The sequence below is a fragment of the Acerihabitans sp. TG2 genome (genome assembly GCF_035013185.1).
Taxonomy (GTDB): domain Bacteria; phylum Pseudomonadota; class Gammaproteobacteria; order Enterobacterales; family Enterobacteriaceae; genus Acerihabitans.
Genome location: NZ_JAYGJO010000014.1, coordinates 44810 through 64642 on the forward strand (window position 1 = coordinate 44810; position 19833 = coordinate 64642).

The 19833-nt window shown below is 51.5% G+C and carries 19 protein-coding genes; 11 read left to right on the forward strand and 8 right to left on the reverse strand.

The features are described 5' to 3' along the window. Positions 1 to 53 precede the first annotated feature (53 nt). Genes SJI19_RS13705 through SJI19_RS13715 form a run of 3 tightly spaced genes read left to right on the forward strand, consistent with a single transcriptional unit; the run spans position 54 to position 1549 of the window. Positions 54 to 470, forward strand: a complete 417-nt coding sequence (locus tag SJI19_RS13705) for a CidA/LrgA family protein (protein WP_323478827.1) — start codon at positions 54 to 56, stop codon at positions 468 to 470. Further along, on the forward strand, positions 460 to 1152 hold the full coding sequence (locus SJI19_RS13710) for a CidB/LrgB family autolysis modulator (protein ID WP_323478828.1): 693 nt from the start codon (positions 460 to 462) through the stop codon (positions 1150 to 1152). Before SJI19_RS13705 ends, SJI19_RS13710 begins: the two co-directional genes overlap by 11 nt. 40 nt (positions 1153 to 1192) lie before the next feature. Continuing rightward, the gene (locus tag SJI19_RS13715; RefSeq protein ID WP_323478829.1) at positions 1193 to 1549 is read left to right on the forward strand and encodes a hypothetical protein; all 357 of its coding nucleotides are present in this window, start codon (positions 1193 to 1195) and stop codon (positions 1547 to 1549) included. 56 nt (positions 1550 to 1605) lie between these two features. On the opposite strand, the gene SJI19_RS13720 is transcribed toward SJI19_RS13715, so the two are convergent. Beyond that, entirely contained in the window at positions 1606 to 2415 is an 810-nt protein-coding gene (locus SJI19_RS13720) for a helix-turn-helix transcriptional regulator (RefSeq protein ID WP_323478830.1), read from the reverse strand. A gap of 130 nt (positions 2416 to 2545) precedes the next feature. Here SJI19_RS13720 and cfa point away from each other — a divergent pair, with 130 nt between their 5' ends. The 5 genes from cfa (at position 2546) to copC (ending at position 7076) form a co-directional block, all read left to right on the forward strand. Further along, positions 2546 to 3694 (forward strand): cyclopropane fatty acyl phospholipid synthase, encoded by a 1149-nt coding sequence (gene cfa / locus SJI19_RS13725; RefSeq protein ID WP_323478831.1) that lies wholly within the window; start codon positions 2546 to 2548, stop codon positions 3692 to 3694. 76 nt (positions 3695 to 3770) lie between these two features. After that, positions 3771 to 4490, forward strand: coding sequence for a (Fe-S)-binding protein (locus tag SJI19_RS13730; RefSeq protein WP_323478832.1), 720 nt, complete (start codon positions 3771 to 3773; stop codon positions 4488 to 4490). A gap of 9 nt (positions 4491 to 4499) precedes the next feature. Beyond that, on the forward strand, positions 4500 to 5921 hold the full coding sequence (locus tag SJI19_RS13735) for a LutB/LldF family L-lactate oxidation iron-sulfur protein (RefSeq protein WP_323478833.1): 1422 nt from the start codon (positions 4500 to 4502) through the stop codon (positions 5919 to 5921). Then, entirely contained in the window at positions 5921 to 6616 is a 696-nt protein-coding gene (locus tag SJI19_RS13740; RefSeq protein WP_323478834.1) for a lactate utilization protein C, read from the forward strand. The genes SJI19_RS13735 and SJI19_RS13740 overlap by 1 nt, the downstream gene beginning before the upstream one ends. 88 nt (positions 6617 to 6704) lie before the next feature. After that, positions 6705 to 7076: a copper homeostasis periplasmic binding protein CopC gene (gene copC, locus SJI19_RS13745; protein WP_416347545.1), complete on the forward strand. Its 372-nt coding sequence runs from the start codon at positions 6705 to 6707 to the stop codon at positions 7074 to 7076. 114 nt (positions 7077 to 7190) lie between these two features. Here the strand turns inward: copC and SJI19_RS13750 are convergent, their stop codons facing one another. The 3 genes from SJI19_RS13750 to SJI19_RS13760 all read right to left on the reverse strand — a co-directional run bounded on the left by SJI19_RS13750 (position 7191) and on the right by SJI19_RS13760 (position 11418). After that, positions 7191 to 8087 (reverse strand): Kdo hydroxylase family protein, encoded by an 897-nt coding sequence (locus tag SJI19_RS13750; RefSeq protein ID WP_323478836.1) that lies wholly within the window; start codon positions 8085 to 8087, stop codon positions 7191 to 7193. Between the two features lie 660 nt (positions 8088 to 8747). Next, a complete protein-coding gene (gene kup, locus SJI19_RS13755) occupies positions 8748 to 10616 on the reverse strand; it encodes a low affinity potassium transporter Kup (RefSeq protein WP_323478837.1) in 1869 nt (622 codons plus the stop codon). A gap of 220 nt (positions 10617 to 10836) precedes the next feature. Further along, positions 10837 to 11418 (reverse strand): trypsin-like peptidase domain-containing protein, encoded by a 582-nt coding sequence (locus tag SJI19_RS13760; RefSeq protein ID WP_323478838.1) that lies wholly within the window; start codon positions 11416 to 11418, stop codon positions 10837 to 10839. A 728-nt stretch (positions 11419 to 12146) separates the two neighbouring features. On the opposite strand from SJI19_RS13760, the gene SJI19_RS13765 reads away from it, so the two are divergent. Next, a complete protein-coding gene (locus SJI19_RS13765) occupies positions 12147 to 13178 on the forward strand; it encodes an AI-2E family transporter (protein WP_323478839.1) in 1032 nt (343 codons plus the stop codon). A gap of 31 nt (positions 13179 to 13209) precedes the next feature. On the opposite strand, the gene rhaB is transcribed toward SJI19_RS13765, so the two are convergent. Continuing rightward, positions 13210 to 14673, reverse strand: a complete 1464-nt coding sequence (gene rhaB / locus SJI19_RS13770) for a rhamnulokinase (RefSeq protein WP_323478840.1) — start codon at positions 14671 to 14673, stop codon at positions 13210 to 13212. A gap of 12 nt (positions 14674 to 14685) precedes the next feature. Next, entirely contained in the window at positions 14686 to 15720 is a 1035-nt protein-coding gene (gene rhaT, locus SJI19_RS13775) for an L-rhamnose/proton symporter RhaT (RefSeq protein WP_323478841.1), read from the reverse strand. Between the two features lie 485 nt (positions 15721 to 16205). Here rhaT and fucO point away from each other — a divergent pair, with 485 nt between their 5' ends. Together fucO and SJI19_RS13785 are read left to right on the forward strand one after the other, a co-directional pair. Continuing rightward, the gene (gene fucO, locus SJI19_RS13780) at positions 16206 to 17357 is read left to right on the forward strand and encodes a lactaldehyde reductase (protein WP_323478842.1); all 1152 of its coding nucleotides are present in this window, start codon (positions 16206 to 16208) and stop codon (positions 17355 to 17357) included. Positions 17358 to 17463: 106 nt separating this feature from the next. Next, positions 17464 to 18402 (forward strand): 5-oxoprolinase subunit PxpA, encoded by a 939-nt coding sequence (locus tag SJI19_RS13785; RefSeq protein ID WP_323478843.1) that lies wholly within the window; start codon positions 17464 to 17466, stop codon positions 18400 to 18402. 161 nt (positions 18403 to 18563) lie between these two features. On the opposite strand, the gene srlR is transcribed toward SJI19_RS13785, so the two are convergent. Next, positions 18564 to 19337 carry a glucitol operon DNA-binding transcriptional repressor SrlR gene (gene srlR / locus SJI19_RS13790; RefSeq protein WP_323478844.1) on the reverse strand — a complete coding sequence of 258 codons (774 nt, stop codon included), beginning with the start codon at positions 19335 to 19337 and terminating at the stop codon, positions 18564 to 18566. Between the two features lie 97 nt (positions 19338 to 19434). Next, the gene (locus SJI19_RS13795) at positions 19435 to 19800 is read right to left on the reverse strand and encodes a transcriptional regulator GutM (protein WP_323478845.1); all 366 of its coding nucleotides are present in this window, start codon (positions 19798 to 19800) and stop codon (positions 19435 to 19437) included. Positions 19801 to 19833: the final 33 nt, after the last annotated feature.

Sequence of the window (19833 nt, forward strand, 5' to 3'; positions counted from 1 at the left end):
TAGCTAATAATAAGTCTTAATTTCTCACCGTATGACTGCTTGGTAAAAACGTTATGCCACTTTTCATCACCCACGTTTGGTGTCAGGCTCGGGCATTTTTGTTGATTTATGCTTGCCTGTATCTGGGCATCGGTATTTCTACCCTTCTGCCGATAACACTGCCGGGCAGTATTATCGGCATGCTGGTGCTATTCACGCTGCTGTCGTTACAAATCATCCCGAGTCCATGGGTAAAACCAGGATGCCATCTGTTAATCCGTCATATGGCCCTGTTGTTTGTGCCCATTGGAGTGGGTGTTATGCAGTATTTTGATGTATTACGTGCGCAATTCGCGCCGGTGGTCATTTCATGTAGCGTCAGCACCCTCATGGTTCTCATTACCGTGAGTTGGTGTTCACACGCGATACACAAAGAAAAACCCGTGCTGAGCACGACCGAAAGAAAGAAAGGAATAAAACATGCTTCATAATATCTGGTGGTCTTTGCCGACTACGCTGGTGGTGTTTTTCCTGGTACGTCGGTTGGCAACACGGCTTAATAATCCGTTATTCAATCCATTGCTGATCACGATGCTGATACTCATTGCTTTATTGATGCTGACCAAAATACCCTATACCCGTTATTTCAGCGGCAGCCAACTGCTTAATAGCCTACTGCAGCCTGCGGTGGTAGCGCTGGCGTATCCGTTGTATGAACAGTTGCATCAGATCAGGATGCGCTGGAAATCGATTATTAGCATATGTTTTATCGGCAGTCTGGTTGCCATGATAAGCGGCACCTGGATTGCGTTATGGCTCGGGGCCACGCCGGCCATCGCCGCGTCCATCATGCCGAAATCCGTGACCACACCGATTGCCATGGCAATCGGTAACAGTATTGGCGGCATCCCCGCTATCAGCGCGGTGTGCGTGATCTATGTCGGCATTTTGGGCGCCGTTTTTGGTCATATTATCCTCGATGCCATGTGTATCCGGACCAAAGCATCGCGCGGTCTGGCGATGGGCTCCGCCTCCCACGCGCTGGGGACTGCCCGCTGTGCCGAACTCGATTATGAAGAGGGGGCGTTCAGTTCGCTGGCATTGGTCATTTGCGGAATAATGACCGCCTTGATCACGCCTTTTCTTTTCCCGCTACTGCTGGCACTGCATTGATATGCCTGCCTAGACAACCGGATCATGTGAGGACAATGCAATGATGTCTTGCCCCGTAAAAACATTAACCACACGCGCTGAGACGCTGGCGAATACTGGCTTTCGCCGACGGGCGGTCCAGTTGTGGCGGACTATTGCCATACATCCAGATGCCAGCGACAGTGAGCGCGAACAGGCTTGGCGTCAGGTGTTGGCAACGCAAACATTGACCGTCGAAGCCCAGAGAGAGGCTGAACATAAAAAGCATCAAGCAACGGCTATGAAAAAAGAACAGTTGGAAAAAGATCGTCTACGCATTCTGGATCTATTTTCTCAGGGCTATACGCCGGTACAAGTACGGACAATGACCGGGCGCTCCCGTTCTTTTGTCTCCGGGTGTCGCAAGAAAACGGCCTAGTACCTGATACGTTTACATCTGCCGTTTTTCACGCCTGACAATCGGCGGGTTAAGGTCTAATAACGGGTCGGCGGTACGCCAAACATCTGGCGAAAGGCAAAAGAGAACGAGGCGGTGCCGGAGTAGCCGAGATCCAGTGCCACCTGGGTCACGCTGCGGTTATTTTTAAGCATGATCACGGATTCCAGCAATCGCATCCGTTTTTTCCATTCGCTAAAGGCAACGCCCGTTTCTTTTTTAAAACGGCGCGAAAAGGTACGTACCGACATCCCGATTGTAGACGCCCATCGTTCGATACTGTGCTCTTCATCGGGGTGTTCCTGAATGTCCCGGCATACCCGCATCAAGGTTGGCGAACTAGGCCATGGCAGTGAAAAACCGGCATCCGGCAGTTTTTGGATCTGTGCACTCAGCACAGCGACCAGCATGCCGTCATCTCCTTGGCTATCGTACTGTTCCGGCACATTTTTTGTTGCGTGATGAATAAATTCTCTGACGAAGTTGCTCACCACGACCACCCGGCAATTGTCGTGATTGAGAACCACAGAATCCGAACCGATATAGAGGCTTTCCAACAACACGTTGCTGGTAGTCAGAACGCGGTGCGGCACATTTGCCGGGATCCATATACCATAAAAACCCGGCACAATGAGTGCCTGTCCTTCGATCTCGACCCGCATCCCCCCCTCGCGCGCGTAAAGAAACTCAACAAACGGATGTTGGTGCTCGTTAATCAGCACGCCTTTAAGCAGTAAACAGGTGCGAAAATAGACAGGACGGGGCAAGGTCAGTCGCTCAGGCACCGCAATATGTTGAATTAACACGTCTTCATTCAATGACAACGGGGATGGGGATGAATATGACATGGAATGGCCGTAAATCTAAATAGTTTGTCCTTTTATGGTAACACAGGACTGCGTCATCTGCCTGATAATAAACCCGCCGCATTTACAGACGTAAAGAAACGTAATTTATTGTCAAATCAGGGTAATATTCATGAGTAATATATGCGCGATCAATAGCTGTGATAATAAAAACGAATGGTTCCGTATTGCCAACAGTATGCTTACCCAGGCCGGTATTGCCATCAATGGTTCTGCACCCTGGGATATCCAGATTAACAATCCGCTGTTTTTCAAGCGTGTATTACAGCAGGGTTCGATCGGTCTGGGAGAGAGTTATATGGACGGCTGGTGGGATTGCGATAGACTGGATATGTTCATTCAGCGAATATTGCTAGCCAAACTCGATAAAAAAATGCCATCGAGTATCAATGATATTCTGCGCATTGCCCTCGCGCGGCTGACCAATCTGCAGTCAAAAAAACGCGCCTGGATCGTGGGAAAAGAGCACTATGATCTCGGTAATGATCTGTTCTGTCATATGCTTGATCCTTACATGCAATATTCGTGCGGATACTGGAAGCAGGCCGAAAATCTGTGTGATGCCCAGCAGGCCAAACTGGAGATGATTTGCCGTAAGCTACAGCTGCAACCCGGCATGACACTGCTAGACATTGGTTGTGGTTGGGGGGGCCTGGCAGCCTACGCGGCGGAGCATTTTGGCGTCACGGTGCACGGTGTGACCATTTCCGCCGAGCAGCAAGCCTTGGCTGCCGAACGTTACCCTGCCCTGGACATCCAGATTCTATTGCAGGACTACCGCAGCCTGAACCAACAATATGACCGCATCGTATCGGTGGGTATGTTTGAACACGTTGGCCCGAAAAATTACGCGACGTATTTTAAGGTTGTCGACCGTTGCTTAAAATCGGACGGCATTTTTCTGCTTCATACTATTGGTGCCAACCAAACCAGCCATAATGTCGATCCATGGATTAATAAATATATTTTCCCGAACGGCTGTCTGCCATCAATTAAACAAATTGCGAACGCCAGTGAAAAAATTTTTGTCATGGAAGACTGGCATAACTTCGGTGCAGATTACGATACCACCCTGCTCGCCTGGTATGAGCATTTCCTCACCGAATGGCCTAGGTTGAGCGCGAGTTATTCCGCGCGATTCAAAAGGATGTTTGCCTATTATCTTAACGCCTGCGCCGGTGCATTTCGGGCCCGAGATATCCAATTATGGCAAGTGGTCTTCACCCGCGGTCTGCAACATGGGTTACGGGTACCACATTAACGTATGAGAACCATTATTATTTCTGTCTCAGCGTCTATTTAATAAAATCGTAATGCTATGAAGTTGGAGGCCGGTCGTGAACGTCAATATTTTTGTTACCTGCATTGGCGACGCACTCAAGTATCGTATGGCGCGCGACGTTGTGCTGTTATTAGAGCAACTTGGCTGTCAGGTCACTTTTCCAGACAAACAGTGTTGTTGTAGTCAACCAGCCATTAACAGCGGCTACATCAAGAACGCCATCCCCGGAATAAAAAACCTGATCGCCGCATTAGAGGAAAATGATGATCCCATCATTTCTCCTGCCGGATCATGCATGAATGCTATCCGGCACTATGCCGATTATTTGGCGGATGAACCGGCGTGGGCGCAGCGCGCCAGACGTGTGGCCCATCGAATGCAAGACCTGACATCCTTCATCGTAAACACATTGGATGTGACAGATGTCGGCGCTCGATTGCCTGGCAAGGCGGTGTATCATCCGTCTTGTAGTCTATTTCGTAAATTGGGGGTACGCGACGAGCCCATCATGCTGCTGCGGCACGTGCGTGATTTAGAGGTATTGTCTTTTCAGTCAGAGGAAACCTGCTGTGGTTTTGGCGGAACCTTTTCCATCAAAATGGCGGAAATCTCCGGTGAAATGGTGAAAGAGAAAGTGAGCCATATCATGGCGGTTCAGCCGGACTACCTGATTGGTGCCGATATCAGTTGTTTACTCAATATTGGCGGACGCATACAGCGCGAAGGCCATCCGGTCAAGATTATGCATATTGCCGAAGTCCTGATGAGTCGGTAAGGAGAGCTGATGTCCCTGAAAACCAGTAGTTTGACATTCAAGGATCGTATTCGCATCCAGATTCAAGATCCCATCATGCGCCAGGCGGTCGCCAATGCACAGGAACGCATCGGTGCCAACCGTCAAAAAATGGTGGACGATCTCGGAAATTGGGAGGCGTGGCGCAAACAGGCGCAAAGCATTCGCGACCATGTGCTGAACAACCTGGATGCTTACCTTTACCAACTGTCGGAAAAAGTGATCGCCAATGGCGGTCATGTCTATTTTGCCAAAACCAAAGAAGATGCTACCCGCTACATTCTTCAGGTTGCCCAGGCTAAACAAGCCAAAAAGGTGGTTAAATCAAAATCAATGGTAACCGAAGAGATCGGCATGAATGCGGTACTAGAGGCTGCCGGTATCAAGGTTGTCGAAACCGATCTGGCCGAATACATTCTGCAATTAGACCAAGATCCCCCTTCTCACGTCGTTGTGCCAGCCATCCATAAAGATCGGCATCAAATCCGCCGAGTGCTGCACGAGCAACTTGGTTATGACGGTAGCGAAACGCCGGAGGCCATGACGCTATTCATTCGACAAAAACTGCGAGAAGATTTTTTCAGCGCAGACATTGGCGTGACCGGCTGTAATTTTGCCGTGGCGGAAACCGGATCGATGTGTCTGGTTTCCAACGAAGGCAATGCCCGTCTGTGCACAACGCTGCCGAAAACCCATATTGCGGTGATGGGGATGGAACGCATCGCGCCGACGTTTGAAGAAGTCGACGTGCTGATCACCTTGCTGGCGCGCAGTGCGGTGGGCGCCCGGCTGACCGGTTATAATACCTGGCTAACCGGTCCGTGCGAATCGGGACAAATCGACGGTCCGCAAGAGTTTCATTTGGTGATCGTCGATAATGGACGCTCACAAGTACTGGGTTCACCCTTTCAGGCCATCTTGCGTTGTATCCGTTGCGGAGCATGTATCAATATCTGCCCCGCGTACCGACACATTGGTGGGCATGGGTATGGCTCGATTTATCCCGGCCCGATTGGCGCGGTGATCTCACCCCTGCTGGGCGGCTATAAAGACTTCAAGGAACTCCCCTACGCCTGTTCGCTTTGTACTGCTTGCGATAGCGTTTGCCCGGTGCGGATCCCACTGTCGACATTGATCCTGGAACATCGACGTGTTATGGCACACACCGGCATGACACCCAAGGCCGAGCGACACGCTACCAAGCTGTTTACTTACGTTAACAGCCATCCAACACTGTGGAAAGTCGGCATGATCGCCGGCGCACGGGCCGCCGGTTGGCTTATCAAGGACGGCCAACCGCGGGTCGGCGGCGGGGCCGTAAGTGCGTGGACCGAAGCCCGTGATCTTCCCAGTGCCGATGGCAAAAGTTTCCGTACCTGGTTCAAAGAGCATCAGGCCAAAGGACATCAATAATGGAAAACCGAGATACATTTCTAGCCGATATTGCCCGCCGCCTGGGCCGTAATGTGAGTCATACTCCCGAGCCACTACCGGAAGTTGAGCCTAATTATGCCAAGACACGGCTAACGGACTTAAACGCCCAGCAGCGTTGCGATGCCTTTATCACGGTCGCAACCGACGTGATGCTGGCACATTGTGAATTAACCGGCGCTGCAGACGCAGGGTGGGCAACACTGCGCCTTTGCGACAAATACGGTCATGCGCCGGTGATTGTCAGCGGTGATCGGCGCTTGGCAGAACTGGGGATCACCGAACTCTTGCAGCAAAAATGTCAGGCAACGGTGTGGAATTCCTGCGCGGGAGAAGACGACCTGCGCCTGGCCGCACAGGCCAAGATAGGCGTGATTTATGCCGAGTACGGTCTGACTGAGTCCGGCAGTGTTGTCCTGTTTTGCGCGCCCGACCGGGGAACAGCGATCAGTCTGTTGCCAGAATCTTCCATTTTTGTATTGCGCAAAAGCACACTCTTGCCACGCGTCGCCCAGTTGGCGCAGCTGCTCCATATGGCGTCACAACGTGGTGAACCGATGCCGTATTGTATCAATATCATTGGCGGTCCCAGTTCTACGGCAGATATAGAGCTGATTAAAGTCGTGGGCGTGCATGGCCCGATCAATGCGGCTTACTTGATAATTGAAGATTGTTGATTTTTTTTCTTAACCTATCAGGGGGTAAACAAGTATCATTTAACATCGCAACATAACGCCCGCTATAGAACAGGAAACACTCATGACAATGAATGCAGCAAAACGTTTGGTCGCTACCCTGGTAATGATGGCCGGACTGGTGATCACCCAACAGGCACAGGCGCATGCTCACCTTGAGCACGCGCTGCCCGCGGATAAAAGCGTGGTGCAAACATCCCCAAAACACCTCACGCTCTCATTCAGCGAAGGAGTGGAAGCCGCCTTTAGCGGTATCGTATTAAAGGATGCGGCCGGCAAAACCATTGCCACCGGCAAGCCTGCCGTTGACGCAGCGGATAACAAACAACTGCTCATTGCGCTGTCAGCGCCGTTGACAACCGGTAAGTATCAGGTCAACTGGCATGCCGTCTCGGTGGATGGTCATAAAACCCACGGTAACTATATGTTTACGGTAAAATAACCGATAGCGCACCGAGCTGCATACCGCTCGGTGCGCGCCAAGCTGACTTCGGGTTATCAGCACACAACGGAACATATCTCCACACCTGCCCCGCCCTGCGTAACAAAACGCAGACTACACCAGAGGTTGATGCGCTAAGGATTCCAGCACCCGCAACGGCGAGCGGCCCTGATCCTGCATCGACGCCGGCGATAATAAAAAGGTTTGTTCCAGCATAAACTGCCCCGACATTGCCGCATGGGGAGTCTGATCGGAGAAGCAGATCCAACTGCTTCCCGGCGGGAATTCTAGCGCTAATTGCGGCCCATGCTGCTGATATTCCTGATCCGCTTTCATGCTATCGTGCAATTGCAGCATCAGGTGGTCATAGTGGCTACGGCGGGTTTTGGTGATACCGAGCCGGTGTTGCACCCAACTGACCAGGGGCGAATAGCGCTTCAGGCGCGGCAAAAATCGTTGAGCCAAGGCGGGAAAAGGTTCACCCACCCGCCAAACGCGGTTTTGCCCTGAGGGATTGATATTGGTGAAAATACGCATAATACGTTCTCCCCGAGTGGGCCGGGAAGGAAAGGCGTCCACGTGTAGGCGACTGTCGTCTTTTCGCCATGAGGTGGTGTCGCGCCAGGCGGTGATCGGGTGTAGCCGCAAGGTGTTGGTCGGACTATGCAACACCTGTTGGTAATCGGGCAACACTGCGGCCACCAGTTGGCAACTTTGCTGGTAATAGCGTGTCAATAATTGCCGGATCGCCGGACTTTTGGCGGCCGAGGCAACACCTTTAAGGTGATGAGTCAGCGGTTGGAAGCTGATATTTTTGCGTTTCACATCCACCAGTTGCGGATCCAATAACGCCACCTCCTCCAGCGTTAACGGGAACGACAAATGGGGAAAAAATAGGACTTTTCCTTGTTCCAGTGCGTCGACGGCCCTCGCCATATCGTGCCCGGATTCATTCCATTGACGTGGTGAAAGTGTCATTACGGCCTGCTCAAATGCTATGCTAGTCGGCATACATTTTTTATCCTTCATCAATACGCCCGATATCTCTCAAGCTGTATCTACGCGCACTACGCTGTGAAATCTATTGGGTGTCGGTAGTTGATATTTTATCAGAACGGTTTTTTGTATTTTTAAAACCAAATAATGCTGCTTAAATTGAATTTTTCATCTACCCGATGCATTTGCATTACTGCTAGAAAAAAGTATAAACCTTCTCCGAGTAACGAAATAATTAAATCAAATAAAGCAATATTCCATCTAAGCCGAGGTATTTTGATCTGTGTTTATTGATATGAGTCGATAAATTCCCCTTACCTATCTTCTTTTGAGCGCTAAACATTTTAAATTACAACCAATAAGGGAAACGAACCTAATGTGCCTTTAGGCGTTCATTCTGCAGACGAGGCCGAGGCGCGTTGCCACATGCTTGCTAACGGGCTGCAAAACTAAAGTGAGTCTACACAATGAAACATAGACTGCCGACGCCTACGTAGGAGGAGGTCCATATATCGGCGGCACCGATGCCTGCCGGTGGGTTGTCGGACCGCTGAAACACCAAGAGAGTCGATAAAAAAATGGCCCGTGACGTAACGGGCCAACAAATTGGGTTGCTTAACAAGGGAATGGTCACTGCGCAGCGCACCAGCCCCAGCATTCACACCAGGTTATGGCTTAAATTTCAATTTGGGTTCCCAGCTCCACCAGTCGGTTTGGTGGGATTTCAAACTCCTCCGCCGAACGCAGCGCATTGCGACTCAGGTATAAAAACAGTTTGCCGCGCAGAATAAGATACCAAGGTCGCTTTGCCAATATCAGTGACTCTTTCGACATAAAAAACGACGTTTCCATAATTTGGCAGGACAACCCCTCCAGTCCGCAGCGATGGAACACTTCGAGCATATTCGGTTTTTCATGCCAACCATAGCGGGCTACCACCCGCCAGAAGGTAGGTGATAGCTGTTCGATAACCACCCGCCGGACATTATGCACATAGGGCGTATGCTCGGTACGCAGCGTCAGTAAAATAACCCGTTCATGTAATACTTTATTATGTTTGAGATTATGCAGCAGTGAAAAAGGAATCACGTTAATCCCGCGCGACATAAACACGGCGGTACCTGGCACCCGCACCGGCGGGTGTTTTTCCAGCGAGGCGATCATGGCTTCAAGGGAATTGCCATGCGCATTCATCCGCCGGATCAAACGAAAGCGTTCACTCTTCCAGGTGGTCATGATGGAAAACATCACCAAACCCAGCGTCAGCGGTAACCAGCCGCCGGAGAATAATTTTAGCGCATTGGCGGCAAACATAGGCACATCAATAATCAGCAATATGACCAGAATTAACGACACCAGCAAACGGTTCCAGTGCCAGTTTTTGACCGCCACCCAGGTGACCAACACGCTGGTCAGCAGCATGGTACCGGTGACGGCGATACCGTAGGCCGCCGCCAGATTGGTTGAATGACGCGCCACCAGGATCACCAACACCACGGCGATATACAAAATCCAGTTAATCACCGGGACATAAATCTGTCCGGCCTCCACTTCAGAGGTGTAGATAATCCGCATCGGCGGCAGATACCCCAGACGTACCGCCTGCCGGGTCAAGGAAAATACCCCGGAAATAACCGCCTGGGACGCGATAATAGTCGCCAGCGCCGCCAACACCAGCAGTGGGATCAACGCCCAACCAGGTGCGAGCAGGAAAAACGGATTGGCAATAGCGGCCGGATGCCGTAGCAGCAACGCCCCCTGGCCAAAATAGTTAAGCACCAGCGCAGGCAATACCACCGAGAACCAGGCTAACCGGATGGGAACTTTGCCGAAGTGTCCCATATCAGCATAAAGCGCTTCCACACCGGTAATCGACAGCACTACCGCGCCCAAGGCAAAAAAAGATAATTTTTTGAACTCGGCAAAAAAACCCATCGCCCATTTCGGGTTAAGCGCCTGCAGAATTTCCGGGTAAGCGATGATGCTGCGTGCACCCAGCAGCGCCAGGGTCACAAACCAGACCAGCATCACCGGCGCAAACAGCTTGCCGACACTGCCGGTACCGTGTTTTTGAATCATAAACAACAGCGTGATCACCACGATGGAGGCCGGGACAATATAAGCCTCGCAGGTGGGCTCGACGATCACCAACCCCTCCATGGCGGAAATCACTGAAATGGCCGGGGTGATCACCACGTCACCATAGAAAAAACCGCTGCCAATCAACCCAAGCACTACGATCCAGGTGGTGGTTTTCGGCAAGGTATTTCGACCGGCCAGCGACATCAGCGTCATGATACCGCCCTCGCCGGTATCATCGGCCCGCATGACGTAGAGCAAGTACTTCAGCGACACAATAAGGATCAGCATCCAGAAAATCAGCGATAGAAAGCCAAATACCGCATCGGGACGCATTGCAATGCCATAATTGTCGGAGAAACACTCCCTGAGGGTATAGAGTGGACTGGTGCCGATATCACCATAGACCACACCGATCGCCGCCAAGGTCACTACCGGCAATGATTGTTTTTTTTCTGTACTCATGTGTTTGCGGCAACATCCGAAGGCCATTGGCACGAGTCAAAAACCACGACGCCCGCGCAAAAGCGCTTATTATGCGCTTATGGGAAAAATTGCCCAGTTAAAATTTCATGTCAAACCACATTGCTGTTTGCTGGCCTGTATCTGCGCGTGAAGGCTTGACCCGCGACCTCAGCCGTTATCCATTACCACATAATAGGGGTTCGCCTGGCGGGATGAAACGTTAACTACTGGTCTGTTTATCAACCCAGGCTGCGATCTCTTGGTAAGGCACAAACAGGGTTTGATCACGCTTGGAATGGGTGGCGGTAAAAACACCAATAACCGCACCGTCATTGCCGTATACCGGACCGCCGCTCATGCCCTGCACACCGCCGGCGTTACTCATCCCCACCAGGCAACTCTGGTGTGGTTTGCCCCACCAGCCAAATGATTGTAATACCCCGGAGGATGACGTTGGCATGGCGGTATAGGCGTTATAACCGTACATTTGCATTTTTTCGCCTTGCGTCGCAGCCTCGAGCTTAGGTAATTTACGGCTGGCATTGTCATGGTAGATGATAGCGACGTCACACACGGGGTTATACGCCTTAACCCTGACCATCATGATTTTCGCCACATGTCCGGCGGTAAGGCTGTATTTTGCGGTAATGGGAAAACTGGAACCGATGGCACCAGCCAATACCGGGATCCCGACAAAATGGATATCCGCCTTTTTTGTTGCCGATTGATCCACATGATAATGACCCACAGCACTGCAGGCGGATAAAAACAATGATAAAAAGATAAAATAACGAAATTTCATATTGACGACTTCATAGATGCTCCTATATAGAATTGACTGATCAATTAATTACTCATAATCTGTTAGCTATGGTAATTGTGATTAACCACCGAAGACCATTCTTTAATGAATATCTTCTTTGTACACAATGTTCAACAACGGACTGCCAATAGTTCTTAGAATTGCTAATCAACTAATAAATCTAGCGTTACTCAGTAAAAGAACTTATGGTGTGAAATAATAAGATGGGAGGCAAAATATGCTATAAAAGGCTGATAATTTTTTTGCCAGACGAGAGAGGTGTAAATTATTTGATTACATCATGGTAACAAAAGGAAAGCATGCTGAGCTGAACAGCTTTAAATATGTTTGCTTGAGCAGTAAACAATACTCCAGATCACCTTCCACACTCCCTACATGATAGTCCTACTGGCGCATTAAAGCGAATAAAGTGTGTTATTTGATCCATGCCGTCGTCGGATCGCACGTTTCCATTAGCCATGCTAATGTCATTAATTTACCTGGCCGTAAAATAATATATTATTAAGATTGATGATTACATTAATAAAATTCCATTTACTTTGCCGGCACGGTGACAACAATATGATAGAGAGCCATTGCGCACTGGCCGCAGGCGATAAAACCCGATAAACGTTGTGATCGACTGGCCAGGTGCAAAGGAAGCACGGCGGGTCGGCCGACCAACAGCGTGGCAGGACCCTATACCGTTCACTGAGAAGGTAATCCGCATGAGCAGACCTGATATCTCCCGCGACATCTGGCTACGGAGCATGGTAATACTGGCTTGTCTGGTTATCGTGATGATGGGGATCCGTTTGGCCTCGTCAACGATTGTCGTCATGTTGCTGGCACTGTTTCTGGCGATTGTCCTGGAGCCGGTTATTGTGTTGCTGTCGCGTTTATGGCTGCCGCGTCTGGCGGCCATTGCACTGCTTAGTGCCGGACTGCTGATTGCGTTGCTGCTCACCCTCATGCAAATCATCGGCAGTTTGCCGGAACTGACGCAGATGAGCATCCAAATGCGCAACGTGCTGGCGGAGCATCTTACGACCGGGCTGGAACCGCTAACACGGCTTGGGCTGACGTTAACCTCAGATGAGCTCATGGCTTTGGTCGATCCTGGCCAATTACTGAGAATGGCCACCCGCACCGTCGGACGTATTTCGGATATTCTCTCGGCGGTGCTGGTGGTGTTCTTAATGGTGGTATTTATGCTGATCGAGGTGCCCGCGCTGACCGCCAAGAGCCAGCGTTTATTGCACCATTCCCCTGCCGGTCTGGCGGCTATTCGTTATGGTTTGAGTTCCGTTACCCGCTATCTGGCATTAAAAACCCTGATTAGTCTGCTGATCGGTCTGACGGTCTGGGGGACCTTACTGGTATTAACGATAAAATTCGCCTTTATCTGGGGCGTGTTGGCATTTCTACTGAATTTTATTCCGGTAGTCGGCTCGGTGATTGCCGCTATCCCGCCGTTGGTTCAGACGTTTGTGTTTAACGGCATCGGCGCTGGCGTTTTGGTACTGCTGGCATTCGTACTGATTAACCTGATTCTGGGATGCCTGCTGGACCCCTATCTGATCGGTCGTAAGCTTGACTTGTCCACCAGTACCGTCGTGATATCGTTACTTGTCTGGGGAGGATTGCTGGGGATAACCGGAGTTTTGTTGGCGGTGCCGCTGACGTTGTCGGTCAAACTGACCCTGGAACACATCAGCGGCGGTGAAAAACTGGCGATCCTGCTAGGCTCGAAGGCGTAAGGCCGAAGCATAGCAGGAGGTGAATCCATCTTCAGTGGCTGATATGTTGAAAACGTTGCCAAATATCATCTAGACCCGGCAGCGGCTGAGGTAAAAACTGGCACGCGGTAAAACTGCGCGCCACGATCTGGCGCCAACCGGCAAGGTCAGCCACATCACCCAGAGTCATCAGTTGGCACCCCACGTTACCAAGCGTCGTCGCCTCCACCGGCCCGGCGGTAACCGGGATCTGGCAAATGTCCGCACACAGCTGGTTAAGCAACTGATTTTGGCATCCCCCGCCAACGATATACAGGTGATCGAGCTCAGCACCCCGCAACGCGCTCAGTTCTTGCAACACCTGGCGATAACACAACGCCAGGCTATCGAGGATCACGCGTGCCAGGGCGGCATCATCTTGCGGTACCGGTTGGCCGGTTTCCTGGCACGCATCGCGAATGGCCTGGGCCATGGAGGGCGGGTTAAGAAATCGTGGGTCGTTGGGATTAATCAAACTGGCAAAAGGCGGGCACGCTGCTGCCCGGGCAATCAACGCCGGCAGATCTGCGATCGACAGTTCCAGGCAAATCCGTTGCAGCAACCACAGTCCCATGATGTTTTTCAACACCCGGAACGTACCACTGACACCCCCTTCATTGGTGATATTGGCCGCCAGCGCCGCATCATTATTATAAGGCTTATCGCTTTCAAATCCGATCAGCGACCAGGTGCCCGAGCTCAGGTAAGCGCTGTGCCTATCCTTTAACGGCGCAGCCACCACTGCGCTAGCGGTGTCATGGCTGGCCACCGCGATAACCGGTACCGAGCACCCGGTGGGGCTGGTCCATTGACCCACCGTGTTGCCGGGCAAGCGCGGAGTGCCGAACCAGCGCCGTGGAATACCGAGATAATCCAGCAGGCGCTGATCCCAATCACCCGTAGCCAGGTTAAGCATTTGCGTGGTGCTGGCATTGGTATATTCGCGGTTCATTTTTCCGGTCAGGCGATAGGTAAAATAATCCGGGATCATCAAAAAATGCGCGGTTTTCTCGACAATATCCGGTTGTTGCTCGCACAGCGCCTTTAGCTGGAACAGTGTGTTAAACGGTAAAAATTGGATACCGGTATGGCGATAGAGCATCTGACGGCTGAGCGCGGCGGTGACTCGCGCCATCACACCCTCAGTGCGATGGTCGCGATACGACACCGCGTTGCCCAGTCGTTTGCCCTGTGGGTCGAGCAACACATAATCGACCCCCCAGGTATCGATACCGATACCATCAAGCCGTACTCCATGGTTATCTAATTGGTTATCTAATTTGACCAGTCCGGTCACTATCTCCTGCTCCAGCTGGTCCAGATCCCAACAATCTTGACCCGCAACCGGCGTAAAACCGTTGGTAAAGCGGTGTATCTGTGTCAGGGTCAGCGTTTGTGCGTCAGACTGCCAATTGGCCAGCATTACCCTACCACTGGAGGCGCCGAGGTCTATCGCAGCCAGATTACGTATTGTCATATCTCCCCCCTATCAGGACGCAATGCCAAGGCCAACGATATTGGCGGCCAGGATGATCACCAGCGCACCGATACACAGCACCCGAACCGGTTTTTTGCCGACACCCAGCCACTCCTTGAGCACTAACCCTACCAAACCACCGCATAACACATAGAAACTCATGTGCAACATCCAACTGACGTAGTGGTATTGAACCGGAATGTTGGCCTGCCCCCAGGCATAAAAGAAAAACTGCAAATACCACATCACCCCGCCCAGGATGGAGAACAACGCATTCACCAGCAGCAACTGTTTACCCAGGGACATATCCGCTTTTAATGACAGTTCCGGTTTGGTGGCCAAGCGGATAAAGCAATACGCCAAATTGACGATAGCGCCACCGCCCATGATCACCACATAACTTGGCAAGGCCACATACAACGGGCTGATACCGACGCTTTTCGCGGCGGCCAGCATTGGCAGGGCGGCATCCATGGCGAACGACATGCCCGCGGAGAAAATGCCGCACATAATGGCCAAAATCAGCCCTTTTTTCAGGTTGAACTCTTCTGCGCCGATGCCCTGAGCCCGCTCTTTCAGTACGCCGGCATAACTGACGATACCAACGCCGACCACCGCAACCAAAACGCCCAGCAGGGTAACTTGCCCGCCGGTTGAGTGAATCATGGCACCGAATTTACCCTGGATAACCGGTGTCATCAGTGTCCCGACAATCAGGGTGATACCGATGGCAATCCCGATCCCCATGGACATGCCGAGATAACGCATGGTCAGGCCGTAATTGACATTACCGATGCCCCACATAGCGCCAAACAGAAATACCGGCAGCAGCGTTGAGAAGGAGAATGACGCGTAATATCCCCAAAAATCGGGTAGCAGAATGGCGCTGACCGTCCAGGGTAGGACGATCCACGAAAAGAAGCCGCCCAACGACCACATGGTTTCCCAACTCCAGCGTCGCACCTGCTTAAACGGTGCGTAAAAACAAGCGGCAGAGGCGGCACCAACAAAGTGCCAGAAAATACCGAGTATGATGGAACTGCCCATTGAAAAATTCCTTTAAAATAAATATCTATAAAAAGACAGGAAAGATCTTGAATACAGTAATAACGATATGCATGGTGGCTATTCTTAAGCATTGTTAACCGCATGACCTTATCGGCATTGCCATTTTTTTACCCAGCATGGCAGTCACCTAAAGAGCTAAGTGATGTTGATCACATAATCATTCAGATTTATTTTATAAATAGCGTTGTGCTATCCGCCTTCGGAAAAAGTCAATAAACAGATCACGCGTAGAGAATATGATAATGTCGAGCTAATGCTTAAAAAGCATAGAAATATCAGGATAACTTCATCCCATTGCCATGTTTTATTTTTAGCCGGCACGCAGAAGAAGGTCTGACAAACTGGGGCAGATTAATATTACTCACTGAGGATTGACAATAAGGAGACAATACACCATTGATCAATGATTTATTGGCAACCTTATCTTATCCATCTATGCCATTATAACCGTCAAGGTTCTTATTATGACTAATCGTATTATTTTAAATCAAACAGCTTATTTTGGGCGCGGCGCCATTTCACATATTATTGACGAAGCGAAATCACATGGTTATAAAAAAGCGCTGATTGTTACCGACAAAGAGTTAATTAGGGTAAATGTTGCTACCCGAGTAGTGGCTTTATTGAAAAGCGCCGGTCTTGATTTTGCCGTATTTGATGAGGTGATGCCCAATCCAACCGTAGATGTGGTGAAACACGGCGTTAACGCATTTAAACAGGCACAGGCGGACTACCTGATTGCCATTGGCGGCGGATCACCGCAAGATACCAGCAAGGCAATCGGCATCATTATCAATAATCCTGATTTCGCCGATGTGCTCAGCCTGGAAGGCGTGGCACCGACCACCGCGCCCTGTGTGCCGATTATTGCCATTCCCACTACCGCCGGCACGGCGGCGGAAGTCACCATAAACTATGTGATCACCGATGAGCAACGGCGGCGCAAGTTCGTGTGTGTTGACCCTCACGACATTCCTTTGGTGGCGATTATCGACCCGGATATGATGTCGAGCATGCCGGCGTCCCTTAAGGCTGCCACCGGTGTTGACGCCTTAACTCACGCGATTGAAGGGTACACCACCCAGGCAGCCTGGGAACTGACGGATATGTTTCACCTTAAAGCGATTGAGATCATCGCGCGCGCGCTACGCGCCTCGGTGCAAGGCGATCCTCAGGGCGTGGATGACATGGCGTTAGGGCAATACATCGCCGGCATGGGTTTTTCCAACGTGGGTTTGGGCCTGGTGCACGGAATGGCGCATCCGCTGGGGGCGTTCTATAACACCCCGCATGGTGTCGCCAATGCCATTCTGCTACCGCATATTATGGAGTACAACGCGGCGCAAACCGGTGAAAAATTCCGCGCTATCGCGGTGGCAATGGGCGTCGAACAGGCTAAAACCCTGTCCCTAGAACATGCCAGGACGGCGGCCGTTGACGCAGTTAAACAGCTCTGCCGCGAGGTGGGCATTCCGGCCAGCCTACGCGAAGTAGGGCTCAAAAAAACCGATATCCCGGCACTGGCGCAAGCCGCTTTGGACGATGTTTGTACTGGGGGCAATCCACGTCAAGCCACACTTGAGGATATACAGGCATTGTATCAAGCCATTTATTAACCCAGCGGCGTGTCAGCGAATTAACGTGGTGCCGGCCCTTTCGTGAGGGGGCGATACCCGCCGACATCCATGTCATCAGTGCCGGTATTAAGATGCACGGGTGCGCATGCACTCGGTCGTCGCCGGTAATGCTTTAAGTCTCGCGGCGGATATGGAATACTTTTGGCCTACTCAATATGGCCGGCTAATGCATGCCGGCCGTATTGATATGTCATGCCAGAATGAGGGCGGCCATGATGACCGACCCTACCGGGAGCGCCGTAAGATGTTGATCGACCTGAACTGCGATATGGGGGAAAGTTTTGGCCCCTGGACTCTGGGCGAAGACCTGGCGATGCTTGGCATTGTCACCTCGGCCAATATTGCCTGTGGTTTTCATGCCGGTGACCCGGACGTCATGTTTTCTACGCTGGTTCAGGCGCAAGCGAATGGCGTCGGTGCGGGTGCTCACCCCGGTTTTAACGATCTGCAGGGTTTTGGCCGCCGGCAAATTATCGGCGACAGCCCGGCACAAATCGAACGGCAAATCATCTATCAGATTGGGGCGTTACAGGCGCTGGCCGCCAGCATGGGTTATCCATTACAGCATGTCAAAACCCACGGCGCACTGGGCAATATGGCCGCGGAAAACGCCGACCTGGCCATGGCGGTGGCACGGGCTATCCACAGTGTCGATCGCAATTTAATCATGGTGGTCATGCCGGGTATGGCAACGGAAAAGGCCGGCGAAAAACTCGGTCTGCCGTTGGTCAGGGAGATCTATGCCGATCGCGCTTACGCAGACAATGGTAACCTGCTGTCACGCCAACTGCCCGGCGCCGTGTTGCACGATCCCGATCAGGCCGCGACGCGCATTGTGCAGATGTTGCAAGATCGCGCAATACTGACGGTAGGCGGCAAACGACTGCCCTCGCGTATCGACAGCATCTGCGTACACGGCGATACGCCCGGAGCCAAAGCGATGGCGGCACGGCTGCGCACCCTGCTAGAGCAACAGGGGGTGACCCTGGCACCAATGCGCCAGGTAATTGACGCCACGCCGTAATATTCACCGCCAGCGTGGGATCAATTGGCCGCGTCTGCGTCAAACTATTCACTATTCACTATTCACTATTCACTATTTACCGCCCGCGCGGGATACATTGGCCGCACCCGCGTTAAACACCCTTCAGGTCAGGGTGTTTGCCATGGTGGCGCGCAGCGCCATCACGCATCGGCCTCATCCACCAGCAGCACCTGGATGCCCTTGCCACGCAGCGCCTCCAGGTACTCTTGACTGATGCCCCGGTCGGTGATCAGAATATCCACCGCAGTCAGATCACAGACCACATTAGGGCTTTTGCGGCCGAACTTGGAGGAATCCACCAGCAAAATCAACTGCTGTGCGGCTTTACACATTGCCTGGCTGACGCCGTGCAGTTCGTTGAACGTAGTCACGCCGGCGTTCAGATCGACCCCATCGGCGCCGATAAACAATTTATCAAAACTAAAACGGGGAAACGCCGCTTCGGCCAGGCTGCCATGAAACGACGCGGAATTTTTCCGATAAGTGCCGCCGGGCATTAGAATAGTTTGATCATTGTCCAACTCCACCAGCTCATTGACGATGGTTAAGCTATTCGTCATCACGGTAATATTATTGAATCGGGCCAGATAGGGCACGATTTGCAGCACAGTGCTGCCGGCGTCGAAAATCAGCGAATCACCATCATTGATTAATTTGGCCGCCGCACCGGCAATGCGCTTTTTTTTGGCGGTATTGATATGGGTTTTACGATCAATAGGCTGATCACCCTCGTCCCGGGACAATACCACTCCACCATAGGTCCGGATCACCCCCCCTTCATCCTCTAGCAAGGTTAAGTCTTTACGAATGGTGGTCCCAGTGGTCACAAAGTGGCTGGCAAGATCATCCACTGAGGTTTTGCCGTGGAGTTGCAAATACTCCAATATCGCCGCCTGGCGCTGCTTAGGTTTCATAACGATTTCCATTTCAATACAATTGACAACCTCCTGACAATTATTATTCCAAATGAATAATCTCTAATGAAAGGAAGTTTCTTTTAAAATGAAAATATCATAATTTCGGTTCAATCGCTAACGCTAGTGCAGTTTGACTAGCCGGATCTTTCGCAAAGATCACACTTGGGACTAATTGCGTTTTATGCAACCCGATCAACCGGGTTAATGGTCGAGGCCGCGCAAACACGCTTAGGCCCCGCAGGGTAAAGCCATTACGCACATAACCATCGGCATCGAAGGCCAGCGCCATCACCACCCGTGGTGTAAAACGTCCGCCGGAGCGGCCCAACCCCACCAGGTGCCCCTGTCCGTGCAGGGCGTCATAGGCACAATTAAACTGATAAACCTGCCATCCTCCCAAGAGGATTTGACCGAGCCAGGCAAGGGCCGCAATACTGATAAACCACGACGTAGTGCTCATGTTATTTTTCCTTGTATCCAGCCCCAGCCGCCG